The 21,272-nt window shown below is 63.6% G+C and carries 17 protein-coding genes; 10 read left to right on the top strand and 7 right to left on the bottom strand.

From position 1 onward, the window contains the following. Positions 1-81 precede the first annotated feature (81 nt). Genes B2R83_RS18365 through B2R83_RS18350 form a run of 4 tightly spaced genes read left to right on the top strand, consistent with a single transcriptional unit; the run spans position 82 to position 3,831 of the window. Entirely contained in the window at positions 82-1,044 is a 963-nt protein-coding gene (locus B2R83_RS18365) for a glycosyltransferase family 2 protein (protein WP_292044083.1), read from the top strand. Beyond that, on the top strand, positions 1,041-2,777 hold the full coding sequence (locus B2R83_RS18360; protein WP_292044082.1) for a hypothetical protein: 1,737 nt from the start codon (positions 1,041-1,043) through the stop codon (positions 2,775-2,777). Before B2R83_RS18365 ends, B2R83_RS18360 begins: the two co-directional genes overlap by 4 nt. Continuing rightward, the gene (locus B2R83_RS18355; RefSeq protein ID WP_292044081.1) at positions 2,771-3,394 is read left to right on the top strand and encodes a hypothetical protein; all 624 of its coding nucleotides are present in this window, start codon (positions 2,771-2,773) and stop codon (positions 3,392-3,394) included. The genes B2R83_RS18360 and B2R83_RS18355 overlap by 7 nt, the downstream gene beginning before the upstream one ends. Further along, entirely contained in the window at positions 3,391-3,831 is a 441-nt protein-coding gene (locus B2R83_RS18350; RefSeq protein ID WP_292044080.1) for a hypothetical protein, read from the top strand. Before B2R83_RS18355 ends, B2R83_RS18350 begins: the two co-directional genes overlap by 4 nt. A gap of 29 nt (positions 3,832-3,860) precedes the next feature. Here B2R83_RS18350 and B2R83_RS18345 read toward each other — a convergent pair whose 3' ends face one another. Together B2R83_RS18345 and B2R83_RS18340 are read right to left on the bottom strand one after the other, a co-directional pair. Next, the gene (locus B2R83_RS18345; RefSeq protein ID WP_292044079.1) at positions 3,861-4,904 is read right to left on the bottom strand and encodes a GNAT family N-acetyltransferase; all 1,044 of its coding nucleotides are present in this window, start codon (positions 4,902-4,904) and stop codon (positions 3,861-3,863) included. Beyond that, positions 4,901-6,115 carry an aminotransferase class I/II-fold pyridoxal phosphate-dependent enzyme gene (locus B2R83_RS18340; protein ID WP_292044078.1) on the bottom strand — a complete coding sequence of 405 codons (1,215 nt, stop codon included), beginning with the start codon at positions 6,113-6,115 and terminating at the stop codon, positions 4,901-4,903. Before B2R83_RS18340 ends, B2R83_RS18345 begins: the two co-directional genes overlap by 4 nt. A 166-nt stretch (positions 6,116-6,281) precedes the next feature. Here B2R83_RS18340 and B2R83_RS18335 point away from each other — a divergent pair, with 166 nt between their 5' ends. Together B2R83_RS18335 and B2R83_RS18330 are read left to right on the top strand one after the other, a co-directional pair. Further along, complete coding sequence (locus B2R83_RS18335) at positions 6,282-7,883, top strand: acyl-CoA ligase (AMP-forming), exosortase A system-associated (protein ID WP_292044077.1); 1,602 nt, start codon at positions 6,282-6,284, stop codon at positions 7,881-7,883. After that, positions 7,880-9,115 (top strand): pyridoxal-dependent decarboxylase, exosortase A system-associated, encoded by a 1,236-nt coding sequence (locus B2R83_RS18330; protein ID WP_292044076.1) that lies wholly within the window; start codon positions 7,880-7,882, stop codon positions 9,113-9,115. Before B2R83_RS18335 ends, B2R83_RS18330 begins: the two co-directional genes overlap by 4 nt. A 47-nt stretch (positions 9,116-9,162) precedes the next feature. Here B2R83_RS18330 and B2R83_RS18325 read toward each other — a convergent pair whose 3' ends face one another. Beyond that, entirely contained in the window at positions 9,163-10,623 is a 1,461-nt protein-coding gene (locus B2R83_RS18325) for an oligosaccharide flippase family protein (RefSeq protein WP_292044075.1), read from the bottom strand. A gap of 369 nt (positions 10,624-10,992) precedes the next feature. Here B2R83_RS18325 and B2R83_RS18320 point away from each other — a divergent pair, with 369 nt between their 5' ends. Further along, positions 10,993-11,937, top strand: coding sequence for a glycosyltransferase family 8 protein (locus B2R83_RS18320; RefSeq protein ID WP_292044074.1), 945 nt, complete (start codon positions 10,993-10,995; stop codon positions 11,935-11,937). 67 nt (positions 11,938-12,004) lie between these two features. Here the strand turns inward: B2R83_RS18320 and B2R83_RS18315 are convergent, their stop codons facing one another. From B2R83_RS18315 to B2R83_RS18305, 3 genes are read right to left on the bottom strand one after another with little or no spacing between them, the layout of a single operon-like run. Continuing rightward, on the bottom strand, positions 12,005-13,330 hold the full coding sequence (locus B2R83_RS18315; protein WP_292044073.1) for a putative O-glycosylation ligase, exosortase A system-associated: 1,326 nt from the start codon (positions 13,328-13,330) through the stop codon (positions 12,005-12,007). Further along, entirely contained in the window at positions 13,323-14,480 is a 1,158-nt protein-coding gene (locus tag B2R83_RS18310) for a glycosyltransferase family 4 protein (protein ID WP_292044072.1), read from the bottom strand. Before B2R83_RS18310 ends, B2R83_RS18315 begins: the two co-directional genes overlap by 8 nt. Then, positions 14,477-15,673, bottom strand: coding sequence for a glycosyltransferase family 4 protein (locus B2R83_RS18305; protein ID WP_292044071.1), 1,197 nt, complete (start codon positions 15,671-15,673; stop codon positions 14,477-14,479). The genes B2R83_RS18310 and B2R83_RS18305 overlap by 4 nt, the downstream gene beginning before the upstream one ends. Before the next feature lie 317 nt (positions 15,674-15,990). Here B2R83_RS18305 and B2R83_RS18300 point away from each other — a divergent pair, with 317 nt between their 5' ends. From B2R83_RS18300 to B2R83_RS18290, 3 genes are read left to right on the top strand one after another with little or no spacing between them, the layout of a single operon-like run. Beyond that, positions 15,991-17,358: a UDP-glucose dehydrogenase family protein gene (locus tag B2R83_RS18300; protein WP_292044070.1), complete on the top strand. Its 1,368-nt coding sequence runs from the start codon at positions 15,991-15,993 to the stop codon at positions 17,356-17,358. After that, a complete protein-coding gene (locus B2R83_RS18295; RefSeq protein WP_209589471.1) occupies positions 17,355-18,350 on the top strand; it encodes an NAD-dependent epimerase/dehydratase family protein in 996 nt (331 codons plus the stop codon). Before B2R83_RS18300 ends, B2R83_RS18295 begins: the two co-directional genes overlap by 4 nt. A 26-nt stretch (positions 18,351-18,376) precedes the next feature. Continuing rightward, positions 18,377-19,282: a hypothetical protein gene (locus B2R83_RS18290; protein WP_292044069.1), complete on the top strand. Its 906-nt coding sequence runs from the start codon at positions 18,377-18,379 to the stop codon at positions 19,280-19,282. A gap of 49 nt (positions 19,283-19,331) precedes the next feature. Here B2R83_RS18290 and B2R83_RS18285 read toward each other — a convergent pair whose 3' ends face one another. Next, positions 19,332-21,227, bottom strand: coding sequence for an XrtA/PEP-CTERM system amidotransferase (locus tag B2R83_RS18285; protein WP_292044068.1), 1,896 nt, complete (start codon positions 21,225-21,227; stop codon positions 19,332-19,334). Positions 21,228-21,272 lie beyond the last annotated feature (45 nt).

Genomic DNA, 21,272 nt, shown 5'->3' with positions numbered 1-21,272 from the left:
GCCCAGACTGTGTTATCTCCCGGCACTCTCGTTTCAATTCCCCAGGACCAGTGCATCGATCCCGCATGTGTCGTCTCTGTCGTGGTGCCGACCCGCGACCGTGCCGAGCTGCTGGGACGCATGCTGGCAACGGTCCGGTCACAGTCGTTTGCGCATTTCGAGGTGATCGTCGTCGACGATGCGTCCAGCGACGCGACGCGCGCCGCCTACGACGTCCTTTGGTCTGCACTGGATGAGCGGTTTCGCCTGATCCGGATCGGCGAGGCCGGGGGCGCCGGCGCAGGTCCGTCGACTACCCGCAATATCGGAATTGCAGCGGCGCGCGGACAGGTCGTCACCTTTTGCGACGATGACGATTTCTGGACCAGCGACGCGCACCTGGCCGCGATGACGGAGGTATTCGACACTGAACCGGATGTCGACCTATACATCGCCAACCAGCGTGCCGTGCGCTGTAACGGGGAGGTCGAGCGCGATGACTGGCTTCCTGCCCTTGTCGGGATGGTGCGCGATCGCACACCGGCTAGCCGCCACGGACACCGGATCGGCGTCAAGGAGCTGGTACGTGCCGGAGGATTCGCGCAGCTGAACATTGTGGCGGTGCGCAAGTCTCTCGCACTGGCGATCGGCGGCTTCTGGAATCGCACCAGCTATGAAGAAGACCGCGACTTCTTCTGGCGTGCGGCAGACGCGTCGCGCGCCATCTTGTTCAATCCTGCATGTGTGGCCCAGCACAATGTGCCCGACCCGACGGCGCGGAACAATTTGTCGCGCAATTTTTCGCAGGCCGAACGCTGGTTGCTGTCCGCCCTGGTCTCCCAGCATATCGCCATGAGCGTCAAGCAGGCCGCTATCCGCGACATGAGCCATCGCTATGAAGGCGACATCCTGCGGCGGCTGTCGCAGTACTGGTCCGAACAGGGAAAGCATGCACTCGGATTGCACTACGCCCGTCGGGCACTGGCCGCCCGCGGCTCCCTGAAATGGGCCTTGTACACTGGGCTGCTGACATGTCGTCAACTGGGACGCGGGAGGATGGCATGAGCGCGACATCCAAGGTATTGGTGATCGGCGACGATACGCGCAGCTTCCTGTCGACGGTGCGCTCGCTTGGCCGCAAGGGCATCGAGGTCCACGTGGCGCCTTTCGATTTCCGCGCGCCGGCATTGAGTTCGCGCTACATCCGCGCGACGCATTTCTTGCCTTACTACCTCGACGGTGGCGAGGAGTGGCTCGATGCGATCACGACCTTGATACGCATACACGATTTCTCCCTTGTGATCCCATGCGACGAACGCGGCCTGCTACCGCTGTGCCTGCACCGCGATGTGCTGGCCAAGCTAGCGGCACTGGCGATCCCCTCGCCGGAAGCGCTCGACATCTTCTTCGACAAGACCAGGACCCGTGCGCTGGCGCTGTCGCAGGACGTGCCCGTCGCGCCGGGAAGGATGCTGTCCGCACAGGATACGGTCGACAGCATCGTCGCCGAAACCGGTTTTCCCGTGGTCCTCAAGGAGCCGATGTCCTATGCGCTCCCCGAGTTATACGTTCGCACGAGTACCAGGATCGTCGGTACGCGGAAGGAGCTTGCCGCATGGCTGGCAAAACACGACAAGACCAAGCCTGTCCTGCTCGAGCAGATGTTTCCGGGCTTCGGACTCGGCGTCTCGGTGCTGTGCGATCAGGGCAGGGTGCTGCAGGCGTTCGAGCACCATCGTGCCCATGAACTGAACGGCAGCAGCTACTACCGCAAGAGTGCACCGCTCGACCCGGAACGTCTCGCTGCAGTCGAGCGCATGGTGCAGGCCACTGCCTATACCGGACTGGCGATGTTTGAGTTCAAGCTCGACCCGGCCAGCGGCAAGTGGATCCTGATCGAAGTCAACGCGCGCCCCTGGGGCTCGCTGCCCCTGCCGGTGTCGGTCGGTATCGATTTCCCCTACCGTCTGTATCGCCTGCTGGCGCGACAAGACGCGACCGCTCCGGTAGCGTATCCGGCTGGCCGTTATTGCCGCAACCTGATGCAGGACTTCTGGCAGGCGCGTGCCGGGGCCAAGCGGCTGTTGCGCCAACCGCACAGGTTCGTCGCGCACTGTGCCGCCTGGGCCTGGAGTTTCCATCGCGTGCTGATCGGCCGCGAGCATCACGATACCCTGGTGCGCGACGACATGCGACCAGGCCTGCGAGAATTGCAGGCACTGTTTGGCCTGCGCTCGGGCGCATTGTCGGGCAGCGGAGTCTCTTCCGGACAGCTGCCGCTGAAGGAGTACCTTTCCCAGCTGGCAGCGGAGTCGGGCCGGGTTGTCGAGGTGCTGTTCGTTTGCCAGGGCAACATCAACCGCAGCAGCTATGCCGAATTAAAAGCAGCGCAGCTGTTCGACCGTGCGCGTTTCCATTTCGCGTCGGCCGGCATGCTGCCGCGTAACCGGCGCGCCTCGCCGGCGCTGGCTATTGCGGTTGCGGGACGTCATGGCGTCGACATGTCGGCCCATCGCTCGCGTCATGCCACTGCGGAACTGATGAAGGCGGCAGACGTCGTAATCGTCTTCGACGATATCAACCAAGACAGCATCAGGGCGCGGTATCCGAATTTCGACAAGCCCGTATACTTGTTGGGCAGTGCAGGTCCGGATACCAATCCCTTGATCCCTGATCCCGAAGGCAGGGATGAAGCGACGTTCCGCTCGACCTACCAGCGTATCGATGCCTGCCTGGCGAAGCTGGTGGAGGAAACACCGGTGTTCACCGAGTTTACACAGGATCAGATGTCATGCTGAAAAAAGACAATCGCTTCGAGGCGCGCTTGAGGCCCGGAGAACGTCCGGTGCTGATCGTGGTCGTGGACACCGAAGAGGAATTTTCCTGGGAAAGGCCATTTGACCGGGCAAATGTCGACACCACATCGATTGCCGACCAGCCGCTGATGCACGAGCGCGTCTTTGACCGCTTCGGCATCGTTCCGATGTACATGTGCGACTGGCCGGTCGCGACGACAGCGTCGTCGGTAGCAACCTTGCGCGGCCTTATGGAAGAGGGACGCTGCGAAATCGGTACGCACCTGCATCCCTGGGTATCTCCGCCCCACGTGGAACAGGTATCCGCTTTCAATTCCTACGCGGGCAACCTGCCGCGCGAGGTGGAATACGAGAAGCTGCGCCGCCTGACCAACGCCATCGCCGATTTTTCGGGCGCGCCCCACGTGCTTTCAAGGCAGGCCGCTATGGACTCGGCCAACATACCGCCGAATCGATCGCATCGCTCGGTTACAGCATCGATGCCAGCGTGGTCCCATACACGTCGTTCACCCATGACGGCGGCCCCGATTTCCGGGGCTATGACGAACATCCTTTCTGGTTCCAGGCCGACGGACGCGAGCTGCTCGAAGTGCCGGTGACGACCGGCTACGCCGGCTGGTTGCGCGCAGCGGGGCCGCAACTGTATGGCCTGACCCAGCACCCGCTGGCCCGCAGTGCCCGCGCTGGCGGCATCCTGGCGCGTTCCCGGGCACTCGAGCGTATCCGCCTCAGCCCCGAAACGGCCAGCAGCGCCGAAATGCGGCGCCTGGCCGCCACCTTGCTGCGCGGCGGCTGTGAAGTGTTTTCGCTGACTTACCACAGCCCATCGATGGCAGTCGGCCATACACCTTATGTGCGCAGCAAGGCCGAGCTGGAGCGCTTCATCGCCACCGTGTACGATTTCTGCTCCTGGTTCCGGGATGAACTGGGTGGCCAGTTCGCAAGCATGTCGCAGCTGCGGGATATGATCGCTGCGACCCGGCCCGCATTGCAGGAAGACCTCGACATCCCCGCATTGAAGCAGATGCTGGGATAAGCGTAATCGCCGGTCGGCAGGCGCTGCAGCTATCCGGCCTCGCGGGCCACATCCGGTCGCCGTCGCTGCGCCGCCAGCGCGTGCAGGCGCGCCAGCCCGGGCCAGCGGTAGCTGTTCAGGTGGTACATGGTGCGCACCTCGTCGGTCCAGCGCAGGTGCCATTCCATCACCCGTCCATAGAATTCGATGCGCTCGAAGCGGCCGTCCTCGAAGATGTCGCGGCAGGCTTCCTCGCGCATCAGGAGCGCCGGCGACAGCGTGCCGCCGAGGCTTTCGTCGTAGGCGGTCTTGAGCACCACCACGCAGCCGCCACCTTCGATGCACAGATCCATCGCCGCCAGCCGTTCGCCGATCCAGTAGCGGTACACGCGCGCCGCGCCGCGCCGCGCAAAAGCTTCGAGCATGGCCCGGTAGAAGCGCCCCTGGCGGTCGTCCGCATGTACCGCGCTGCCCGCCGCGGCTTTCCAGCCGCTGGTTTCCAGCATGCCGTAGTCGGTCACCGCGGCGGCCATCTCCTCTGGCGTGCGGCTCACCTGCAGCCGGGTGGCGAAGCCTTCCTGCTGCAGGCGCTTGCGCTGCTTCTTGAGGTTGCTGCGCAGGTTCTTGCCGCGCGCGTTCCAGTAGGCCTCGAAGCTGGATGCCAGGCTAATACGGGCGGTGTCGATGTAGTCGAGGGTGCGCGCGCGGGCGCTGTCGCCAGGGCGCGGCAGCAGCATCGGATCGCACTGCGTGATGCCGAGCACCACGGCGGCGCCGGGCAGGGCGCGCAGCAGTCCCGGAACCAGGCTTTCGGGCGAGCCGCTGCCGCGCTGCAGCCAGAAGCCAACCGGGGCCTGCGACGGCTGGAAGGTGCTCCAGCGGCCGAAGCCGGACGGCGCCACCACCGTCATCGCGCAAGTCCGGCCGGCCTCCTCGTACCAGGCCAGCAGTTCGTCGCCCTGGCCGAGGGTGCCTAGTGCGGCCGCCAGGAAGTCGGCCGCGAGCAGCGGCGAGCCGCCGCATTTGGCATGCAGCGCCTGCCAGCGCGGGAGGTGGGCAGCGAGCGTGGCTGCCGGAACGACGGTCCAGCTCATGCCGCCAGTGCCGCCGTAGCGCCGAAGGCGCGCCGGATGGTAGCGCGCATCCAGTCGAGTTCGGACGGACGCAGCTCCTGGTGGCAGGGGAAGCCGATCAGGTGGCGTCCCAGCGCCACGCTGTTGGCGCAGACGCTGGCGTCGACCCCGGGCCACAGCGTGGACCCGAAGCGCACCATCGGCACGCCGGCCTCATGCAGGGTCGCGAACACCGCATCGGCCTGGTCCACCAGCAGCGGGAACACCCAGGGACAGGCGCCCTGGGGCAGCGCCGGGAACAGCGGCCGGCAGCCTGCTACTCCGTCGAGCGACTGCTGGAGCAGCAGATAGTGGCGACGGCGCAGCGCGACGATGCGCGCGCGCGAGGCGAAGCACATGGTCAGCCGCGAAAACAACGAGGAGCGCTTCTCGAGCCAGCGCGCGTCGAAGTTGAAACTGCTGTCCGAGGAATCCGGTGCCAGCGCCGGGGCGGCCGCACCGGCGGGGCGGCGCGACTTGAGCGCGTTCCACAGCGCGCCCTTGAGGCGCAACGGCAGCGACAGCGCCAGGCTCAGGGGCTTCAGGCGCCCATGGGCGAAGGCCGTTTCGAGCGCGGCCAGCGCGGCCTTGGCTTCGAAGCCAGGGCCGGCCGAGCGCAGGTGCAGCGCCAGCCGGTGGCGCCGCGATACCAGGCAGCCGCCTTCATAGATCGGGTAGAACTTCATGCTGCTGCCGATCGCATAGTCGCCGGTGGCACCGACCGGCGTGCCGGCGTGATGGCCGAAGAAGGCGTGCGCGCAATCCTCGAGCAGCTTGACGCCGTGCGAATCGCACAGGGCGCGCAGGGGGCCGAGGTCTTGCGGAAAACCGAAGAAGTGAGTCGCCATGACCGCCTTCACGCCGGCGTCGAGCTTGGCGGCGATGTCCTCGAGGTCGATCGTGCTGTCTGGGCGGACCCGGTAGAACACGACGGAGGCGCCGCACCAGTGCACCGGCGGGATCATCGACGGGCTGTGGTAGGCCGGGACCAGCACCCGGTCGCCCGGACCCACGTCCATCTCGCGCAGGGCGAGGCCGATCGCGATGCGGCCGCTGGTCACCATGCGTACCTGGCCAGCATCGAGCAGGCTGGGCAGATCATCGCCGCCGTGCCCGCGGAAGGAGGCCAGCGACAGGACCGGAACGGAAGGCAGGGCGCGGCGCAAGGCCGGAGGGGCATCTCTTGTTGACATGCATTAAATATAACATGGCGGCCCTTCCGTCACGCGCAGGCGCGCGTGCCCGGCCGTCGCGACTTGCCCGGCGTGAACTGGTAAGATGGCGCCTGCCCGCAGCGTCCAGCCAGGGACGCCGGCATCGGGCCGGCTCCCGCTGCGTGCCCAAGGATACAAGGCATTGATGAGTTATCTGATCCACGACACAATTTTCGACACGGCGCGGCGCGCCCCCGAGGCCTTGGCCCTGGCTTACGGCACCCGGCGCTGTAGCTATGCGGAGCTGGCCGGCCTGGTGGCGTCGGTCGCGGTGCTGTTGCGCGAGCAGGGACTGGCTTCCGGCACACGTGTGGCCGTCTATATGGAAAAGCGTATCGAGAACGTGGCCGCGATGTTCGGCGCCGCCGCCGCCGGCTGCGTGTTCGTCCCCGTCAATCCGCTGCTCAAGCCGGAGCAGGTGGCCTACATCCTGGCCGACTGCAATGTGCGCCTGCTGGCCACTACAGCGGGCCGCTACGCGGCGCTCGCGCCCGCGCTGGCGGCCTGTCCTGACCTGCGGACCGTGCTGCTGGCCGATAGCGGCGTGGCCCCGGCGTCCGGAGCCGCGCTGCGCATGCTGGACTGGAGCGCGGTTACGGCCTGTGCCGGCGCCGGAGCCGGCGCTGGAAATACGGCGGCGGCGCGCCGCATCGACACCGACATGGCGGCGATCCTGTATACCTCCGGCAGCACTGGCGCGCCCAAGGGCGTGGTACTGTCGCACCGTAACTTGGTCGCCGGCGCCGCCAGCGTCGCCAGCTACCTGGACCTGCGCGCGAGTGACCGCATCCTGTCCGTGCTGCCGCTCAGCTTCGATTACGGCCTGAGCCAGCTCACCACGGCCTTCCGCTGCGGCGCCAGCGTTGTGCTGATGAACTACCTGTTCCCGAAGGATATCGTGGCCATGGTCGCGAGCGAGGGCATCACCGGGCTGGCGGCGGTGCCGCCACTGTGGAACGCGCTGGCGCGCCTGGACTGGCCAACCGACTGCACGCTGCGCTTCATCACCAATTCGGGCGGCGCGATGCCTCTAGTGACAGTCGAGGCCTTGCGGGCGCGGCTGCCGCGCACCGAGGTGTTCCTGATGTACGGTCTGACCGAGGCCTTCCGCTCGACCTACCTGCCGCCCGCCGAGCTGGCGCGCCGCCCTGGTTCAATGGGGAAGGCGATCCCGAATGCCGAAGTGCTGGTCGTGCGTCCGGACGGCAGCCTGTGTGACGACGACGAGCCGGGCGAACTGGTGCACCGCGGCGCGCTGGTGGCGATGGGCTACTGGAACGACCCGGCGCGCACCGCGCAGCGCTTCCGCCCGGCTCCGGGTCAGGAAGCGGGCCTGCCGCTGCCGGAACTGGCGGTGTGGTCGGGCGACACCGTGCGCCGCGACAGCGAAGGCTACCTGTATTTCATAGGCCGCAGCGACGAGATGATCAAGGTATCCGGCTACCGTATCAGCCCGACCGAGATCGAAAGCGTGGTGCAGGCCACCGGCCTGGTGCTGGAGACGGCCGTGTTCGGCCTCGACGACGGGCAACTGGGGCAGGCGATTGCGCTGGTCGCGCACGTAGCCGATCCGGCGTCGTTCAATGCCGCGGCCTTGCTGGCCGAATGCCGGCGCCGCCTGCCCGCCTACATGGTGCCGGCCCATGTTGCGCTGCGCGGCGAGGGCCTGCCGCGCAATCCGAACGGCAAGATCGACCGCAATCTGTTGCGCCATCACCTGCAAACCGAACGACAAGCAAGAACATGACCGGCACCAAACCACGCCACGCCCCCCAGATCCATTTTCCCGTCGTCGACGGCGAGCTCCAGGTCGGTGGCATTGCGCTGACCCGGCTGGCCCAGCGGGTCGGACGCACTCCCTTCTTCGCCTACGACCGCGCGCTGTGCACGGAGCGCGTGCGCGCGCTGCATGCCCACCTGCCTGAAGCGGTGGCGCTGCACTATTCGATCAAGGCCAATCCGATGCCGGCGCTGGTCCAGCACATGGCCGGGCTGGTCGATGGGCTCGACGTAGCTTCCTCGAACGAACTCCGGACCGCGCTCGACGCCGGCATGGACCCAGCCCGCATCAGTTTTGCCGGGCCAGCCAAGACCGAGGCCGAACTGGCGCAGGGCATTGCGGCCGGGGTCTGCCTGAACCTGGAATCGGAACGCGAGCTGGCCTGCGTGGCGCGCATGGGCGACAGCCTGGGGATCACGCCGCGCGTGGCGCTGCGCATCAATCCGGACTTCGAATTGAAATCCTCGGGCATGAAGATGGGTGGCGGCGCCAAGCCTTTCGGCATCGACGCCGAGCAGGCGCCCGCCGTGCTGCGCCAGGTGGCCGCGCTGGGCCTGGACTTCCAGGGCTTCCACATCTTCAGCGGCTCGCAGAGCCTGCGCCTGGATGCCATCATCGAGGCGCAATCGCAGAGCCTCGAGCTGGCGCTGCGGCTCGCGAGCGAGACGCCGCTCGCGGTGCGCCAGCTGAACATCGGCAGCGGTTTTGGCATCCCGTATTTCCCGGGCGAGGTACGGCTCGACATCGCGCCGGTCGGCGCTCACCTCGCGGAATGGGTGCCGCGTCTGCAATCAGCCCTGCCGCAAGCGCGGCTGGCGCTGGAACTGGGGCGCTACCTGGTCGGCGAATGCGGGATCTATGTGGCGCGCGTGCTGGACCGCAAGGTCTCGCGCGGGGAGGTATTCCTAGTGACCGACGGCGGCATGCACCACCATTTGGCCGCTTCCGGCAATCTGGGCCAGGTCATCCGCAAGAACTACCCGGTGGCCGTGGGCAACCGAATGACGCCGGAGCACACTGGCCCGGCCTCGGTGACGGGGCCGCTGTGCACCCCGCTCGACATCCTGGCTGACCGACTCGACCTGGCCCATGCCGAAACCGGCGACTTGATCGTCGTGTTCCAGTCCGGTGCTTACGGCCCCAGCGCCAGCCCGGTAAACTTCCTGGGCCATCCGGCGGCGCTGGAAGTGCTGGTGTAGGAGCGCCGGCGCAAGCCTTTTCTGCCGCGCGCCGGGCACGACCCTTCTCAGCTGTTCGCGAACATGATCGCAAGACGTGACCGGGTAACGAAGAACAGTTTGTGCACCTCATCCAGCAGGGCATGCCGCGTCAAGCGCAAGAGCACGTACCAGCTCAGGGCGAGCACCGGAAATGCTGCAAGCAGCTCCAGCGCAGGGATGACGGACTCGTACACCAGCATGTCGAAGCCGATGCCGACCGCTGTCGTCCCGGCCGTGACGATGACGCTCGGCAGGACGGCCTTGAGCGTCATGCCGCTCGTGAAATTGAAATAACGCATTTGCTGGGAAAAATTGACGGGAACGGTCACGGCGGTTGCGAGGCATAGGATCCAGGCGAAACCAAGCAAGCTGCCGTCGAATAGCATGACAACGGCAACGATACGGGCGACCAGCGTTACCCCGAGAGGCCAAGCGCTTAGGTAGGGGCGCCCGATGGCGTTCAGTGCCGCCGGAATATAATGGAACATCATCCCGATCGCCGCAGCGATCGCAAGCGGCAAGATCGACGGCACCGAGGAAAGCCAGTCAGGACCGTATAGTGTCGCGACAATCTGTTCGCCGAATACGACGGTAAGCGCCAGTGCCGGCCAGCCGATCCCGGTCAGCAATGCAGTTGCGCGGGACAGCACGGGTACGAGCGATTCTCCACGGTGGAAAATCTGCGCCATGTAGGGGATTGCACCGTAAGTGACTGCCGATCCCGCCACATAGCTGAAAATCGATACAGTGGAGTTCGACCGGCTGAGCAGACCAACATCTCTTGCACCACTTAACTTACCGAGAAGTACATCCGGTATAGCATTATTGATAGCAACCACAGAGCTCGTGACCAGTGAACCCAAGCCGAAATTAGTTACGCTACGCCAGTGTTTAAGACTTAGTGTCCAAGGCGCATTTTTTGGTCGAAGAGGCATATACGCCAGTCCGCTGACAATTACACTAATGAGATTGGCATAGGCAAGACTCAAACTTCCGTAGTCGAGTTTGGCAAGCACCAGACAGCTGCCACAATAGAAAATTGTGCCAATTGCGGTGACATAAGCTTCTTTCTCGGCCTGGAACTCCCTTACCAAAAGCGCATGGGTAATGCTGCCGAAAGGGACGAACAAAAACCCGACGGCCAGTACTTCTAGAACGGGAACAATCAAGGGTTCCTTGAACCATGCCCCGATCAGGCCGCTAGAAAAGAATATTGTGATGCCGATCAGCCAGGACATGGCAAACATCACACCGGCGGCCGAGCGTATCTTGTCCGGAGTGAGATCGGCTTCGCGCTGCAGATAACTGGAAACGCCAAAATCGCGAAAAACGTGTGCGAGATTTACAAAAAGCACCGTCATCGAGAAAACGCCGATCTCATCGGGACTGAGAATGCGCGCCAGTATGACACTGACGATAAATTTCAACAGCGTTGCGCCGGAATTGGAAAAGAAATTGATGACAAGGGCTTTACGCAGGTTTGGCATATACATTCATCTCAAAAGCTGATGCAGCAGGTATTCATCGTCCTTGCCTGTCTTGTCAAGTTGCCGATTTTCGTTTTCGGCGAAATGTTGAGATGGTAGCATCTTCGCACCTACATTCCGACTAGAATACTTGTGGGTCAAAGGTTTTTAACGTGCCCCGCGCGCGCGGCACGGAGACCTTTTCCTACGACGTTGGATCGAAGCAACATAAGGGCAGGAAATTGCAAATTGTTTAATTTTATGATATAGAATTCTATCGATTAGTCTTAACGCCTCCCGCGGCGTGACGGCACCACAAGCAATGTGCTTCGCTTCGGGCTGTTGTCCGGTGCTGAATGCCCTTAAAACTTTGAGCAGTTCGAGGACACTTTGATCTCACCCCACAATTCCTCCACCTCTATCCTCATGTGTGGAAACGCAGCTTATTTCCAGCATATTGCCGCTTGTCTTATTTCCTTGGTGGAAAACAATCCAGAGATCGTGTTTTCTGTAGTTGTGGTCGCGACGGACTGGGATGAATCTAGTAATCGGAAACTTCTCCAAAGTTTTAAGAACTACGACAACATCGAAATAAATATTAAATTGCTGAATCCGGCACCTCTTGAAAAGTTGCCACAGATTAAAGCTTGGCCAAAAGAAATCTATGCCCGTTTTTGGATAGAGGATTATTTTCCTGCTGATGTCGAGCGCGTCATCTATCTCGACGGAGACATGGTCATTCGTGCGTCGGTCAAGCCGCTTATTGAGCTGGATCTGGAAAAGGCAATGCTGGCCGCAGTATGCATTCCAGGGTCGAAATCGCCTTCCCGACTCGGCTACGACCCGAATGATGGGTATTTTAATTCGGGCGTCATGGTGATTAACTTGGCAAAGTGGCGGGCAGAGAAAGCCAGGGATTTGCTGATCAAGACTACCTTCGATCTGGTCGGTAAGCTGAACGATCCGGATCAGGATGCACTTAATTATTGTTTCCGCAAGGAGTACATCCGGCTCGACTACGTCTGGAATGCGATCAGCCCCTTTTTCAAGGAAACGCATTCGCTCGAGCTTCCCGAGCAGGAAATCGCCCGCGTCAGACGCGAAGCCCGCATTATTCATTTCAATGGCCAGGCCAAGCCTTGGAACTATCTAAGTTTTCATCCTCACACAAAATATTATTTGCAATGTGTGGCGAAAACGGAATGGCGCGGCTTCGAGCCTCGTGGTTTCAGCATCAAAAATTTCTTCAAAAAACACATTATCAATACGTTCGGCGAATACAGGGTTGGTCGAGCGATGACCATGTTCCGGCGAGTGCGTTCCGGAAGCCGATAGGCGCGTCCGCCAAGACGTAGTGCATGTCTCGAAGGTGCAGCAGGCGTGGGACATGCAGGCTGCCGACTCAATGCGCTAGATCGGAGCTTTGTTTCGGGAAAGCAGTAGCTTTGCCTTTTGTCCAGCGAGCCGGCAGACGCAGCGGCGGCGTATCGTCTGTTTGCGGAAAGCGAATCAGTACCTTTTCTAGTGTCACCAGGATAACGACTACGTAGTAGATCAGGTCGTAATATGCCAGTGTCAGGAACGCGCCAGCCGTCAGGTAGCCAACGATGCTGACCTGGCACATGCGCGCGAGTAGCGATGCCCATCCCAGCTCTGGTTTGTCCTTGCAGAAGCGGATTACGCGCGTGCCGGTACGCCATGCGCATGCGAACAGTGCGAGGAACAACACCAGTCCGACATACCCGTGCTCGCCCAGGATCTGGAAATAGATGCTGTGCGCGACAAAGAACACATCAGGATTTGGCGCGTAGTGCTGGAACATGTTTGGTGTGAATACGCCAAAGCCGCCGCCGATCGGGTTTTCGTTAGCGACGTTGATCGCAAATCCCCAGGAATTGATACGGCCTTGTGCGGAAGCGTCCTCCTCATAGCTGTTGATGCTGTGCATTCGGCTAGTCCACTCATCAGGCATCGAGAGGAAGGCCACGGGCGCCAAGACCGCGATCACGATTCCAGTTCTGAATTTCGACGATGATTTCAGCCACAGAAACAGTCCCATGCACACGGCGCCGACGAGCGCGCCGCGCGAATACGAACCAAGGGCACCGATCGCAGTCAGCAGCGCAATGGCGATAGCACCACGCTTGAGCCACTTGGTATTCGCCTGCGAAATCAGGTACACCAGCAACGGAGTGGTGGTGACCAGCGCCAGCGCTAGGGTATTGTTATCGCCAATAAAGCTGCCTGCAGGGCCGAGCATACCTTGGCCGCCACCGCTTCTGATCGTGAACAAACCACTTTTCATGCCCCAAAAACCTAGCGACAGCGCGACCGCCAGCACTAGCCATTTCACGTCCTGCTTGGTGCGGACGACGAAAATCGTGATCCATACCATCAACATGATCTTGAGAACTCGGTCGCCGACGACCAGGGAGTTTTCTCGTTCAAGGGCAAACAGGAAGGTGATGAACATCCATAGGTTGAACAGGAGCAGTACGATGACCGTCGGTGACCAGATGATCTTCTTCTGCTCGCGGTTGGCGAGCAAGCCCAGGAAAGTCGCGACGACGATGATCTGGGCGAACTGGAAGGAGAAGGCTGCACCATAGCTCAGGCGGTGCGGGTTCATCAGGCTCACTACCGCATAGGCGAGCGCGCCTACCATCGGCCGCTTGAGCATGAGGGGAATGCTGGCAAAAAATACCAGGAAGATCAGCGCATCACGCACGGCCCATTAACCCCTGGAACAGATTGGTGACGCGGCGCGCGTTGGCGTGCCAGGTCAGCTGCTGTTCGCCGATCGTGGCGCGCGCGTTGGCGGCCACCCGGCTGCGCAGCGAGACATCCTCGCACAGGCGCTTGACGGCGGCGGCCAGGCCGTCCGGCCTGGCCGGGTCGAACAGCACGGCATTGTCGTCGGCGCGCAGGATTTCCAGGATGTTCGGCTGGTCCGGGCCGACGATCGCCTTGCCCAGGGCAAGGTATTCGAACAGCTTGAGGGGCGACGCGTAGCTGACCACGGCCGGCTGCAGGGCAATGTCGAAGGCGGCCACGTAGCGCGCCACTTCGTCGCGTCCGATGATGCCGGTGAACTTGACGCGGTGCTCGATGCCGAGGTCGCGCGCCTGCTGCTCGAGCTCGGCGCGCACCGGGCCGTCGCCCACCACCAGCAGGTGGCGGCGCGATTCCGGCGGATCCTGGGCGATCAGCGCGATCACCTTGTCCAGGCCGTGCCAGTCGCGCACGAAGCCGGTGAAGCCGAGCACCAGGTAGTCTTCCAGGCCGAGCGCGCGCTTGGCGGTCTGCACGTCCGGGGCGCTGTCGAAGCGTTCCGGGTTGATGCCGTTCGGGATCACCACGATGCGCTTGGGATCGACGCCGTAGGAAGCCACGATGTCACCCAGCACCTGGGTGACCGGCAGCACGACATCGGCATTGCGCCAGCAATAGGATTGCGACCAGCGGGCCAGGCGGGTCAGGGCCAGGCCGTCATAGCGCGCCCGCTCCTCGAGGATCGGGGCATTCACTTCGAGCAGCATGGGCAGCTTGAACTTGCGCGCGGCCCAGATGCCGGCCGGCAGGAACAGGTTGTAGCGCTCGTAGATGCAATCCGGCTTGTGCTCGCGGATCGCCTTCACCAGGCGGCGGTAGGCCACCAGCGAATAGGCGAATTCCATCAGTTCGTAGAAGGTCTTCGGCATGTAGCGCTTGAGCAGCGCCACCGGGCCGGCGTCCGAACCGAAGGATTCGGTCTCGGCGCTGGGCGGGGCGGCGATGATCACTTCATGACCCTGCGCGCGCAGGGCGCTGATCATTTCTTCGATGTGGACGTACTGGCCGTCCTTGGAGCGGGTGCGGTGGTGATAAAGGATTTTCACGCGGCTTTCCTTGCCATGTCTTGTTTTCTTGCCAGGATGCGCCCGAACAGGTCGATCTGGCCCTGGGTGGTCGGCTCCCAGCCGAAGCCTTCGGCATAGCGCCGGGTGGCGCCATGGTCGGGATAATTGGCGCGCAGCTGGGTCAGGGCCTGCACCAGGCCCTCCGGGGTCCGTTCCGGCATCAGGACGCCGGCTTCGGGCGCCGCCACCACTTCCGGGGTGCCCCACACATTGCTGGCCACCACCGGCGTGCCGCAGGCCATGGCCTCGAGCAGCACGTTGGCCCAGCCTTCGCGGCTGGAGGACAGCACCATCGCGTCGGCGGCATTGTAATAAGTCTTCAGTTCGGTCTGGGCCACCGGACCCAGCAGGGTCACGCGGTCGGCCACGCCGAGTTCCTGCGCCAGGGTTTCGAGGTTCTTCTTTTCCGGACCGGTGCCGGCGATCAGGAGCTCGACGTCGGGCAGGGCGGGCAGGGCCCGGATGGTCAGGTCGTGCGCCTTGCGCGGGTCGAGCAGGCCGACCGAGAGCAGGGTGAAGCGGGTCAGGCCCAGCTGCGCGCGGGCGGCGGCCCGGTCCATCGGCTGGAAACGCTCCAGGTCGACCCCGTTGCGCAGCGGCGTGATGCGGTCGGCCGTGACACCCAGCCCCACCATCTCGTCCTTCAGGGCCTGGCACACCGTGATGATGCCGTCGGCCTGGCTGGCTGCTTCCAGGATCATCTTGCGCGGGCGTGCGAAATGGGGAATGAGATTGATGTCGGTGCCGCGCGCAGTGATCACGACCGGCTTGCGGAAATACTTGCCGAGCATGACCGCGGCCACGCCGTCGGGATAGAAATAGTGGGCATCGATGGCATCGAAGTCGTAGCCCTCGTCCAGGATGCGGCCGATTTCCCGCTTGGCTGCATGGGCCAGGAAATAAGGCGTGACATTCATGCCGACCCGCGGCAGCACCACGTAGCGGGGGTGCGTCACCGACAAGCCATGACGTACTTCCGTCCGAGGCACCCGGGCCAGCTTGGCGTAATGGCCGAAGCGTGGATTGTCCGAGGGGAACCATGGGACCGGCGCGACGACGCGCGATTCGACTTTTCCACTAGCAACGAGATAACGCAGCCGGGTCTCGACGAAGATCCCATGGCTGGGCTGCTCCGTATTCGGGTACAGGGTGCTAAAGGTAAGTAGCTTCATCTTGGGTCGCTTGGGAGGGCGTCCGGAACCGCTGAGTTGACAACGATACTACGGGGGGGCCGCTGGAAAATGTGAGTGTTGTGGAAACGAGCATTTTTTTGCCGGGGGCAGCACGGTTGAATCACAACCCATAAAAATTTGACAACCATGATACTATAATTCAAGTTCTGTTAAGCATTGTTACGCGGCAATCGTGCTCGCCCTCAGGCACACAGGAAGCCTTGCAGGGACTGGCTCCGCGCCCCGTTCAACACGCGCTTTTCACGCTTTCATGCTTATCACCTGCTTATCCATCACCCGCTTACTGAGATAACACTATGAAGATCACGATCATTGGAACCGGCTACGTGGGCCTGGTCTCCGGCGCCTGCTTCGCCGATGTCGGCAACACCGTTCTTTGCCTGGATGTCAACGAACAGAAGATTGCCTCCCTTAAAAATGGTGTGATCCCGATCCATGAACCGGGCCTGGACAGCATGGTTGAACGCAACGCCGCGGCTGGCCGCCTGCTGTTCTCGACCAGCTACGACGAAGCGGTGCAGCACGCCGAGGTCGTGTTCCTGGCGGTGGGCACCCCGCCGGACGAAGACGGCAGCGCCGACCTGACCCACATCCTGGCCGCCGCGCGCAGCATTGGCCAGCGCATCGAGAAGCCGATCGTGGTGGTGGACAAGTCGACCGTGCCGGTCGGTACCGCCGACAAGGTGCGCGCCGCCATCCAGGGCGAAATCGACAAGCGTGGTTCCACGGTGTCCTTCACCGTGGTCAGCAACCCGGAATTCCTGAAGGAAGGTGCGGCGATCGAGGACTTCATGCGCCCCGACCGCATCGTGGTGGGCAGCGACGACGCCGATGCGACCAAGCTGATGCGCCAGCTGTACGCGCCCTTCAGCCGCAACCATGAAAAACTGGTCGAGATGGACATCCGCAGCGCCGAACTGACCAAGTACGCCGCCAACGCCATGCTGGCCACCCGCATCAGCTTCATGAACGAGCTGGCCAACCTGGCCGAGCGGCTGGGCGCGGACATCGAAGCGGTGCGGCACGGCATGGGCCTGGACCCGCGCATCGGCTCCCAGTTCCTGTACGCCGGCATGGGCTACGGCGGTTCCTGCTTCCCGAAGGACGTCAAGGCCCTGGTCAAGACCGGCGCCGAACACGACCAGGTCCTGCACCTGCTGGAAGCCACCGAGCGCGTCAACGAAGCCCAGAAGAACGTCCTGTTCAAGAAACTGGTCCGCTTCTTCGGCGGCGCCGATAACCTGCGCGGCAAGACCATCGCGCTGTGGGGCCTGTCGTTCAAGCCGAACACCGACGACATGCGCGAAGCACCGAGCCTGGTCCTGATCCGCGAACTGTTCGCGCTGGGTTGCCGCGTGCGCGCCTACGACCCGGTGGCAAGCAAGGAAGCGCTGCACATCCTGCAGCGCGAGCACGGCGCCTCGCGCGTGGAGGAACTCCTGACCATCACCAGCTCGGCGGTAGCGGCATGCGACAACGCCGATGCGCTGGTGCTGGTCACCGAATGGAAGGAATTCCGCGCGCCGGACTTCCGCTCGCTGGCCCAGACCCTGCGCGCCAAGGCGATCTTCGACGGCCGCAACATCTACGATCCGGCCGAAGTGGCCGCTGCCGGCCTGGCCTATGAAGGGATTGGGCGCGTCAGCCGGAAGGCGGTGCAATGATCGGTGGGACGCATCGCGTCCTGGTGACGGGCGCGGCCGGCTTCGTCGGCAGCCACGTCGCCGCGCGCCTGGCGGCCATGGGCCACCAGGTGGTCGGCTGCGACAATTTCAACGACTACTACACGCCGCGCCTGAAGCACGACCGGGTCGCCGCGCTGCTGGCGCCGGCCGGGGTCGCGTGCGAAACCGTCGAGCTGGCCGATGCGGCGGCAGTGCAGGCGCTGTTCGAGCGCGTGCGCCCGACCCTGGTGGTGCACCTGGCGGCCCAGGCCGGGGTCCGCTACTCGCTGGAGAATCCGGCTGCCTACGTGCAGTCGAACCTGGTGGGTTTCGGTAATATCCTGGAAGCCTGCCGCCACCACAAGGTGGAGCACCTGCTGTACGCGAGCAGCAGCAGCGTGTACGGCGCCAATGCCAAGGTTCCGTTCAGCGAGGACGACCAGGTCGACGAACCGGTGTCGCTGTATGCGGCCACCAAGAAATCGAACGAGCTGATGGCGCATTCCTACAGCCACCTGTTCGGCCTGCCGGCCACCGGCCTGCGCTTCTTCACGGTCTACGGTCCCTGGGGCCGCCCGGACATGGCCTATTTCAGCTTCACCCAGAAGATGATGAAAGGTGAGCCGATTCCGGTGTTCGCCGAAGGCCTGCTGACGCGCGACTTCACCTACATCGACGACATCGTCGAAGGCGTGGTGCGGCTGCTGTTCAAGCCGACCCCGGCGGAGCAAGGCAAGGCGGCGCATACTGTCTTCAATATCGGCAACCACAATCCGGTGCGGGTGCTGGACTTCATTCGCAGCATCGAGGAAGTCACCGGCATCGAAGCGCGCAAGGAATTCCTGCCGATGCAGGCCGGCGACGTGCCCGCCACGCATGCCTCGATCGACAAGCTCAGGGCCTGGGTCGGTTTCGCGCCGACCACGCCGCTCAAGGATGGCCTGGCGCGCTTCTACGAGTGGTACCGCGACTGGCCGGGACGCCAGTCCTGAAGCTGGCGGCAAGGAAGGAGAATCGAATGCCGGCTGAAATACTGCTGTTCCAGACCACCGATCCGGCCAAGGTGCGGCGCCGCCTGCTGCGTTTCCGCGAGGCTTTCCTGCGCCTGGGGCCCGGCTTCCATTTCGCGCTGCTGTCCTATGTGCCGGACGCGCGCACCGAGGTGCGCAAAGTGGTGCTGGACGGGATCGCGCTCGACCACTATGTGTTCGGGCCGGACGCGATCGACACCCTGGCCTATCCCTACAAGGGTGCGGCGCGGCCGTTCCGCCTGATCCCGGGCAACTGTGACCTGGTGGCCGTGCTGGCCCGCAAGGCGCTGCCGGACTACGCGCAGTACTGGGTGATCGAGGACGACGTCGAGTACTCCGGCGATGCCCACGCGCTGTTCGCCGGACTGGCCGGCCGCGAGGGCGACCTGCTGGCGACCCACCTGGCCAGGGGCTTCGACGAATGGACGTATTCCTCGATGCTGCGCTCTCCCGGCGGCGACGTCACGCCTTCGCAGAGCTGGCTGGTGTTCCTGACCTTCGTCCGCATCAGCGGCCTGGCGCTCGATACCATCGACCGCTATTACCGCGAAGGCTGGAGCGGGCATAGCGAGAACATGTGGGCCACCATCCTCAAGCACGCCGGCATGAGCGTGGTCGACATCGGAGGCAACGGCAAGTACGTGGGCGAGCAGGACCGCGGCCTGCGCTACTACGGCGAAGCCGGGGACCGTTTCGAGAAGAACGGCAGCTTCGGAACCATGAACATCCGGCTGCGCGCGGGACGCCGCAAGGACGTGCTGTGGCACCCGATCAAGCCGCCGGCGGCCTGGCTGCGCCAGACCCGCAAGCGCTGGCTGTCGATCGGCCGCTACTACCTCGACCGGATGGGCTTGGGCGCGCGCTCCGGCGCGCTCGGCAACGACCGCAGCTAGACCCGATGCCCGCCGATGCGGGCATCGCCGTTTTTGGCGGCTGCCTTTTTCAGGACGCCGCGTTCACCCGCAGGAAAGTCTCGAACATCAGCACCTGCCACAGCGCCGCGCTGTGATCATGGGTAGCCGCGATGTGCTGCTCGGCCATCGTGCTCAGGAAGTCCGCGTTGAAGATCCCCGTGTCCAGCAGCTGCGGCGAACGCACCGCGGCGCGCAGCTTGTCGCGCAGCGGTCCGCGCAGCCAGTCCGCGAGCGGGATCGAAAAGCCTTTCTTGGAGCGGTACAGCACGTCGTGCGACAGGAAGGGCTCGAGCGACTTCTTGAAGATGTACTTGCCTTCGCCGCCGCCGAGCTTGATGTCGCCAGGCAGGCCTGACGCCCACTCCACGAAGGTATGGTCGAGCAGCGGTACCCGCACTTCGAGCGAATGGGCCATGCTGGCGCGGTCGACCTTGGTCAGGATGTCGCCCGGCAGCCAGGTCTTGAAGTCGAGGTACTGGATCAGCGCCAGCGGATCGTCGGTCGGCGCGTTCGCAGCATGTTCGCGGAACACCTCGATCGCGCTGTAGCCCTGCAGGCGGCGCTTGAAGCCGTCCGAGAACAGCTCCGCGCGCATGCGGTCCGGCATGCGCGAGACGCCATGGAAGTAGCCCTCGACGGTGTCGCGCGCCAGCGCTTCGAAGGTGGTCTTGGCGCGCAGCACGCGCGGCGCCCAGTCGGCTTTCGGGTACAGGCGTCCCAGGGCGCCGAACACGGGTTTGCGCAGGCCCAGAGGCAACTTGTCGCGCACCCGCTGCTCGGCCATCGCGAAGCGGTAGCGGCGGTAGCCGGCGAAGTTCTCGTCGCCGCCGTCGCCCGACAGCGCCACCGTCACGCGCTGGCGCGCCAGCTGGCAGACCCGGTAGGTCGGGATCGCCGAACTGTCGGCGAAGGGCTCGTCGTACAGGCGCGCCAAGGTGTCGACCAGGCCGTAGTCGTCCTTGTCGACGATCTGCGAGAAGTGGTTGGTGCGGTAGCGCGTGGCGACCTCGTTGGCGTAGACCGATTCGTCGTAGTCCGGGTCGTCGAAGCCGATCGAGCAGGTCTGCACCGCCTTGGTGTCCTGCTGCGCCATCATCGCCACCACCGCGCTCGAGTCGACCCCGCCGGACAGGAAGGCGCCAAGCGGCACTTCGGATTCCATCTGGCTGCCGACGCACTCGCGCAGGCGCTCGATCAGCTCGCGCTCGATGTCTGCCTGCGGGCGCTGCGGCTGCGGCTTGAAGGGCAGGTCCCAGTATTGGCGCGGCTTGATCTGCGTGTCGCCGATGCGCAGGGTGATGCAGTAACCGGGGCTGAGCTTGAAGGCGTTGTGGTAGATCGTGTTCGGCTCGGGCACGTAGCCGTAGGCGAAGTAATCCTCCACCGCGCGCGGGTTCAGCTCGCGCGACAGTTCCGGGAAGGTCATGATCGACTTCAGCTCGGAACCGAACACGAACAGGCCGTTCGGCAGCAGCGAATAGAACATCGGCTTGACGCCGACGTGGTCGCGCGCCATGAACATCAGCTGCTTGTTGCGGTCCCAGAGGGCAAAGGCGAACATGCCGCGCAGGCGCTGCACGCAGTCCTCGCCCCAGGCTTGATACGCCTGCATGATGACTTCGGTGTCCGACTTGGTGCGGAACACGTGGCCTTGGGCCACCAGCTCGTCGCGTAGCGCGCGGTAGTTGTAGATCTCGCCGTTGAACACCAGGGTCATGGTGCCGTCGGCGCTGCGGAAGGGCTGCTGGCCGGTGGCGATGTCGATGATCGACAGGCGGCGGTGGCCCATGCCCAGGCCCGGCTCCAGGTACAGTTCGCCCTCGTCGGGGCCCCGGTGGAACTGGCTTTCGTTCATGCGCCGCAGCGCTTCGCGGTCGATCGGGCGAGCGCCGCGGGTATCCAGGATGCCGACAATTCCGCACATGGTAGGTGTTCCTTAAGTTTCTCTAATCTTTTTCTGGATTGCTTC

The organism is Massilia sp. UBA6681 (genome assembly GCF_002454935.1).
GTDB classification, from domain to species: domain Bacteria; phylum Pseudomonadota; class Gammaproteobacteria; order Burkholderiales; family Burkholderiaceae_D; genus Telluria; species Telluria varians.
This window is presented reverse-complemented; position numbering and strand designations above follow the sequence as displayed.

Excerpts from the sequence above, each read along its gene's own strand:
- B2R83_RS18330 (WP_292044076.1), top strand. The coding sequence starts at position 7,880 with ATGACCGGCACCAAACCACGCCACGCCCCCCAGATCCATTTTCCCGTC.
- B2R83_RS18305 (WP_292044071.1), bottom strand. The coding sequence starts at position 15,673 with ATGAAGCTACTTACCTTTAGCACCCTGTACCCGAATACGGAGCAGCCC.
- B2R83_RS18300 (WP_292044070.1), top strand. The coding sequence starts at position 15,991 with ATGAAGATCACGATCATTGGAACCGGCTACGTGGGCCTGGTCTCCGGC.
- B2R83_RS18360 (WP_292044082.1), top strand. The coding sequence starts at position 1,041 with ATGAGCGCGACATCCAAGGTATTGGTGATCGGCGACGATACGCGCAGC.
- B2R83_RS18325 (WP_292044075.1), bottom strand. The coding sequence starts at position 10,623 with ATGCCAAACCTGCGTAAAGCCCTTGTCATCAATTTCTTTTCCAATTCC.
- B2R83_RS18295 (WP_209589471.1), top strand. The coding sequence starts at position 17,355 with ATGATCGGTGGGACGCATCGCGTCCTGGTGACGGGCGCGGCCGGCTTC.
- B2R83_RS18335 (WP_292044077.1), top strand. The coding sequence starts at position 6,282 with ATGAGTTATCTGATCCACGACACAATTTTCGACACGGCGCGGCGCGCC.
- B2R83_RS18345 (WP_292044079.1), bottom strand. The coding sequence starts at position 4,904 with ATGAGCTGGACCGTCGTTCCGGCAGCCACGCTCGCTGCCCACCTCCCG.
- B2R83_RS18355 (WP_292044081.1), top strand. The coding sequence starts at position 2,771 with ATGCTGAAAAAAGACAATCGCTTCGAGGCGCGCTTGAGGCCCGGAGAA.
- B2R83_RS18285 (WP_292044068.1), bottom strand. The coding sequence starts at position 21,227 with ATGTGCGGAATTGTCGGCATCCTGGATACCCGCGGCGCTCGCCCGATC.
- B2R83_RS18340 (WP_292044078.1), bottom strand. The coding sequence starts at position 6,115 with ATGTCAACAAGAGATGCCCCTCCGGCCTTGCGCCGCGCCCTGCCTTCC.
- B2R83_RS18290 (WP_292044069.1), top strand. The coding sequence starts at position 18,377 with ATGCCGGCTGAAATACTGCTGTTCCAGACCACCGATCCGGCCAAGGTG.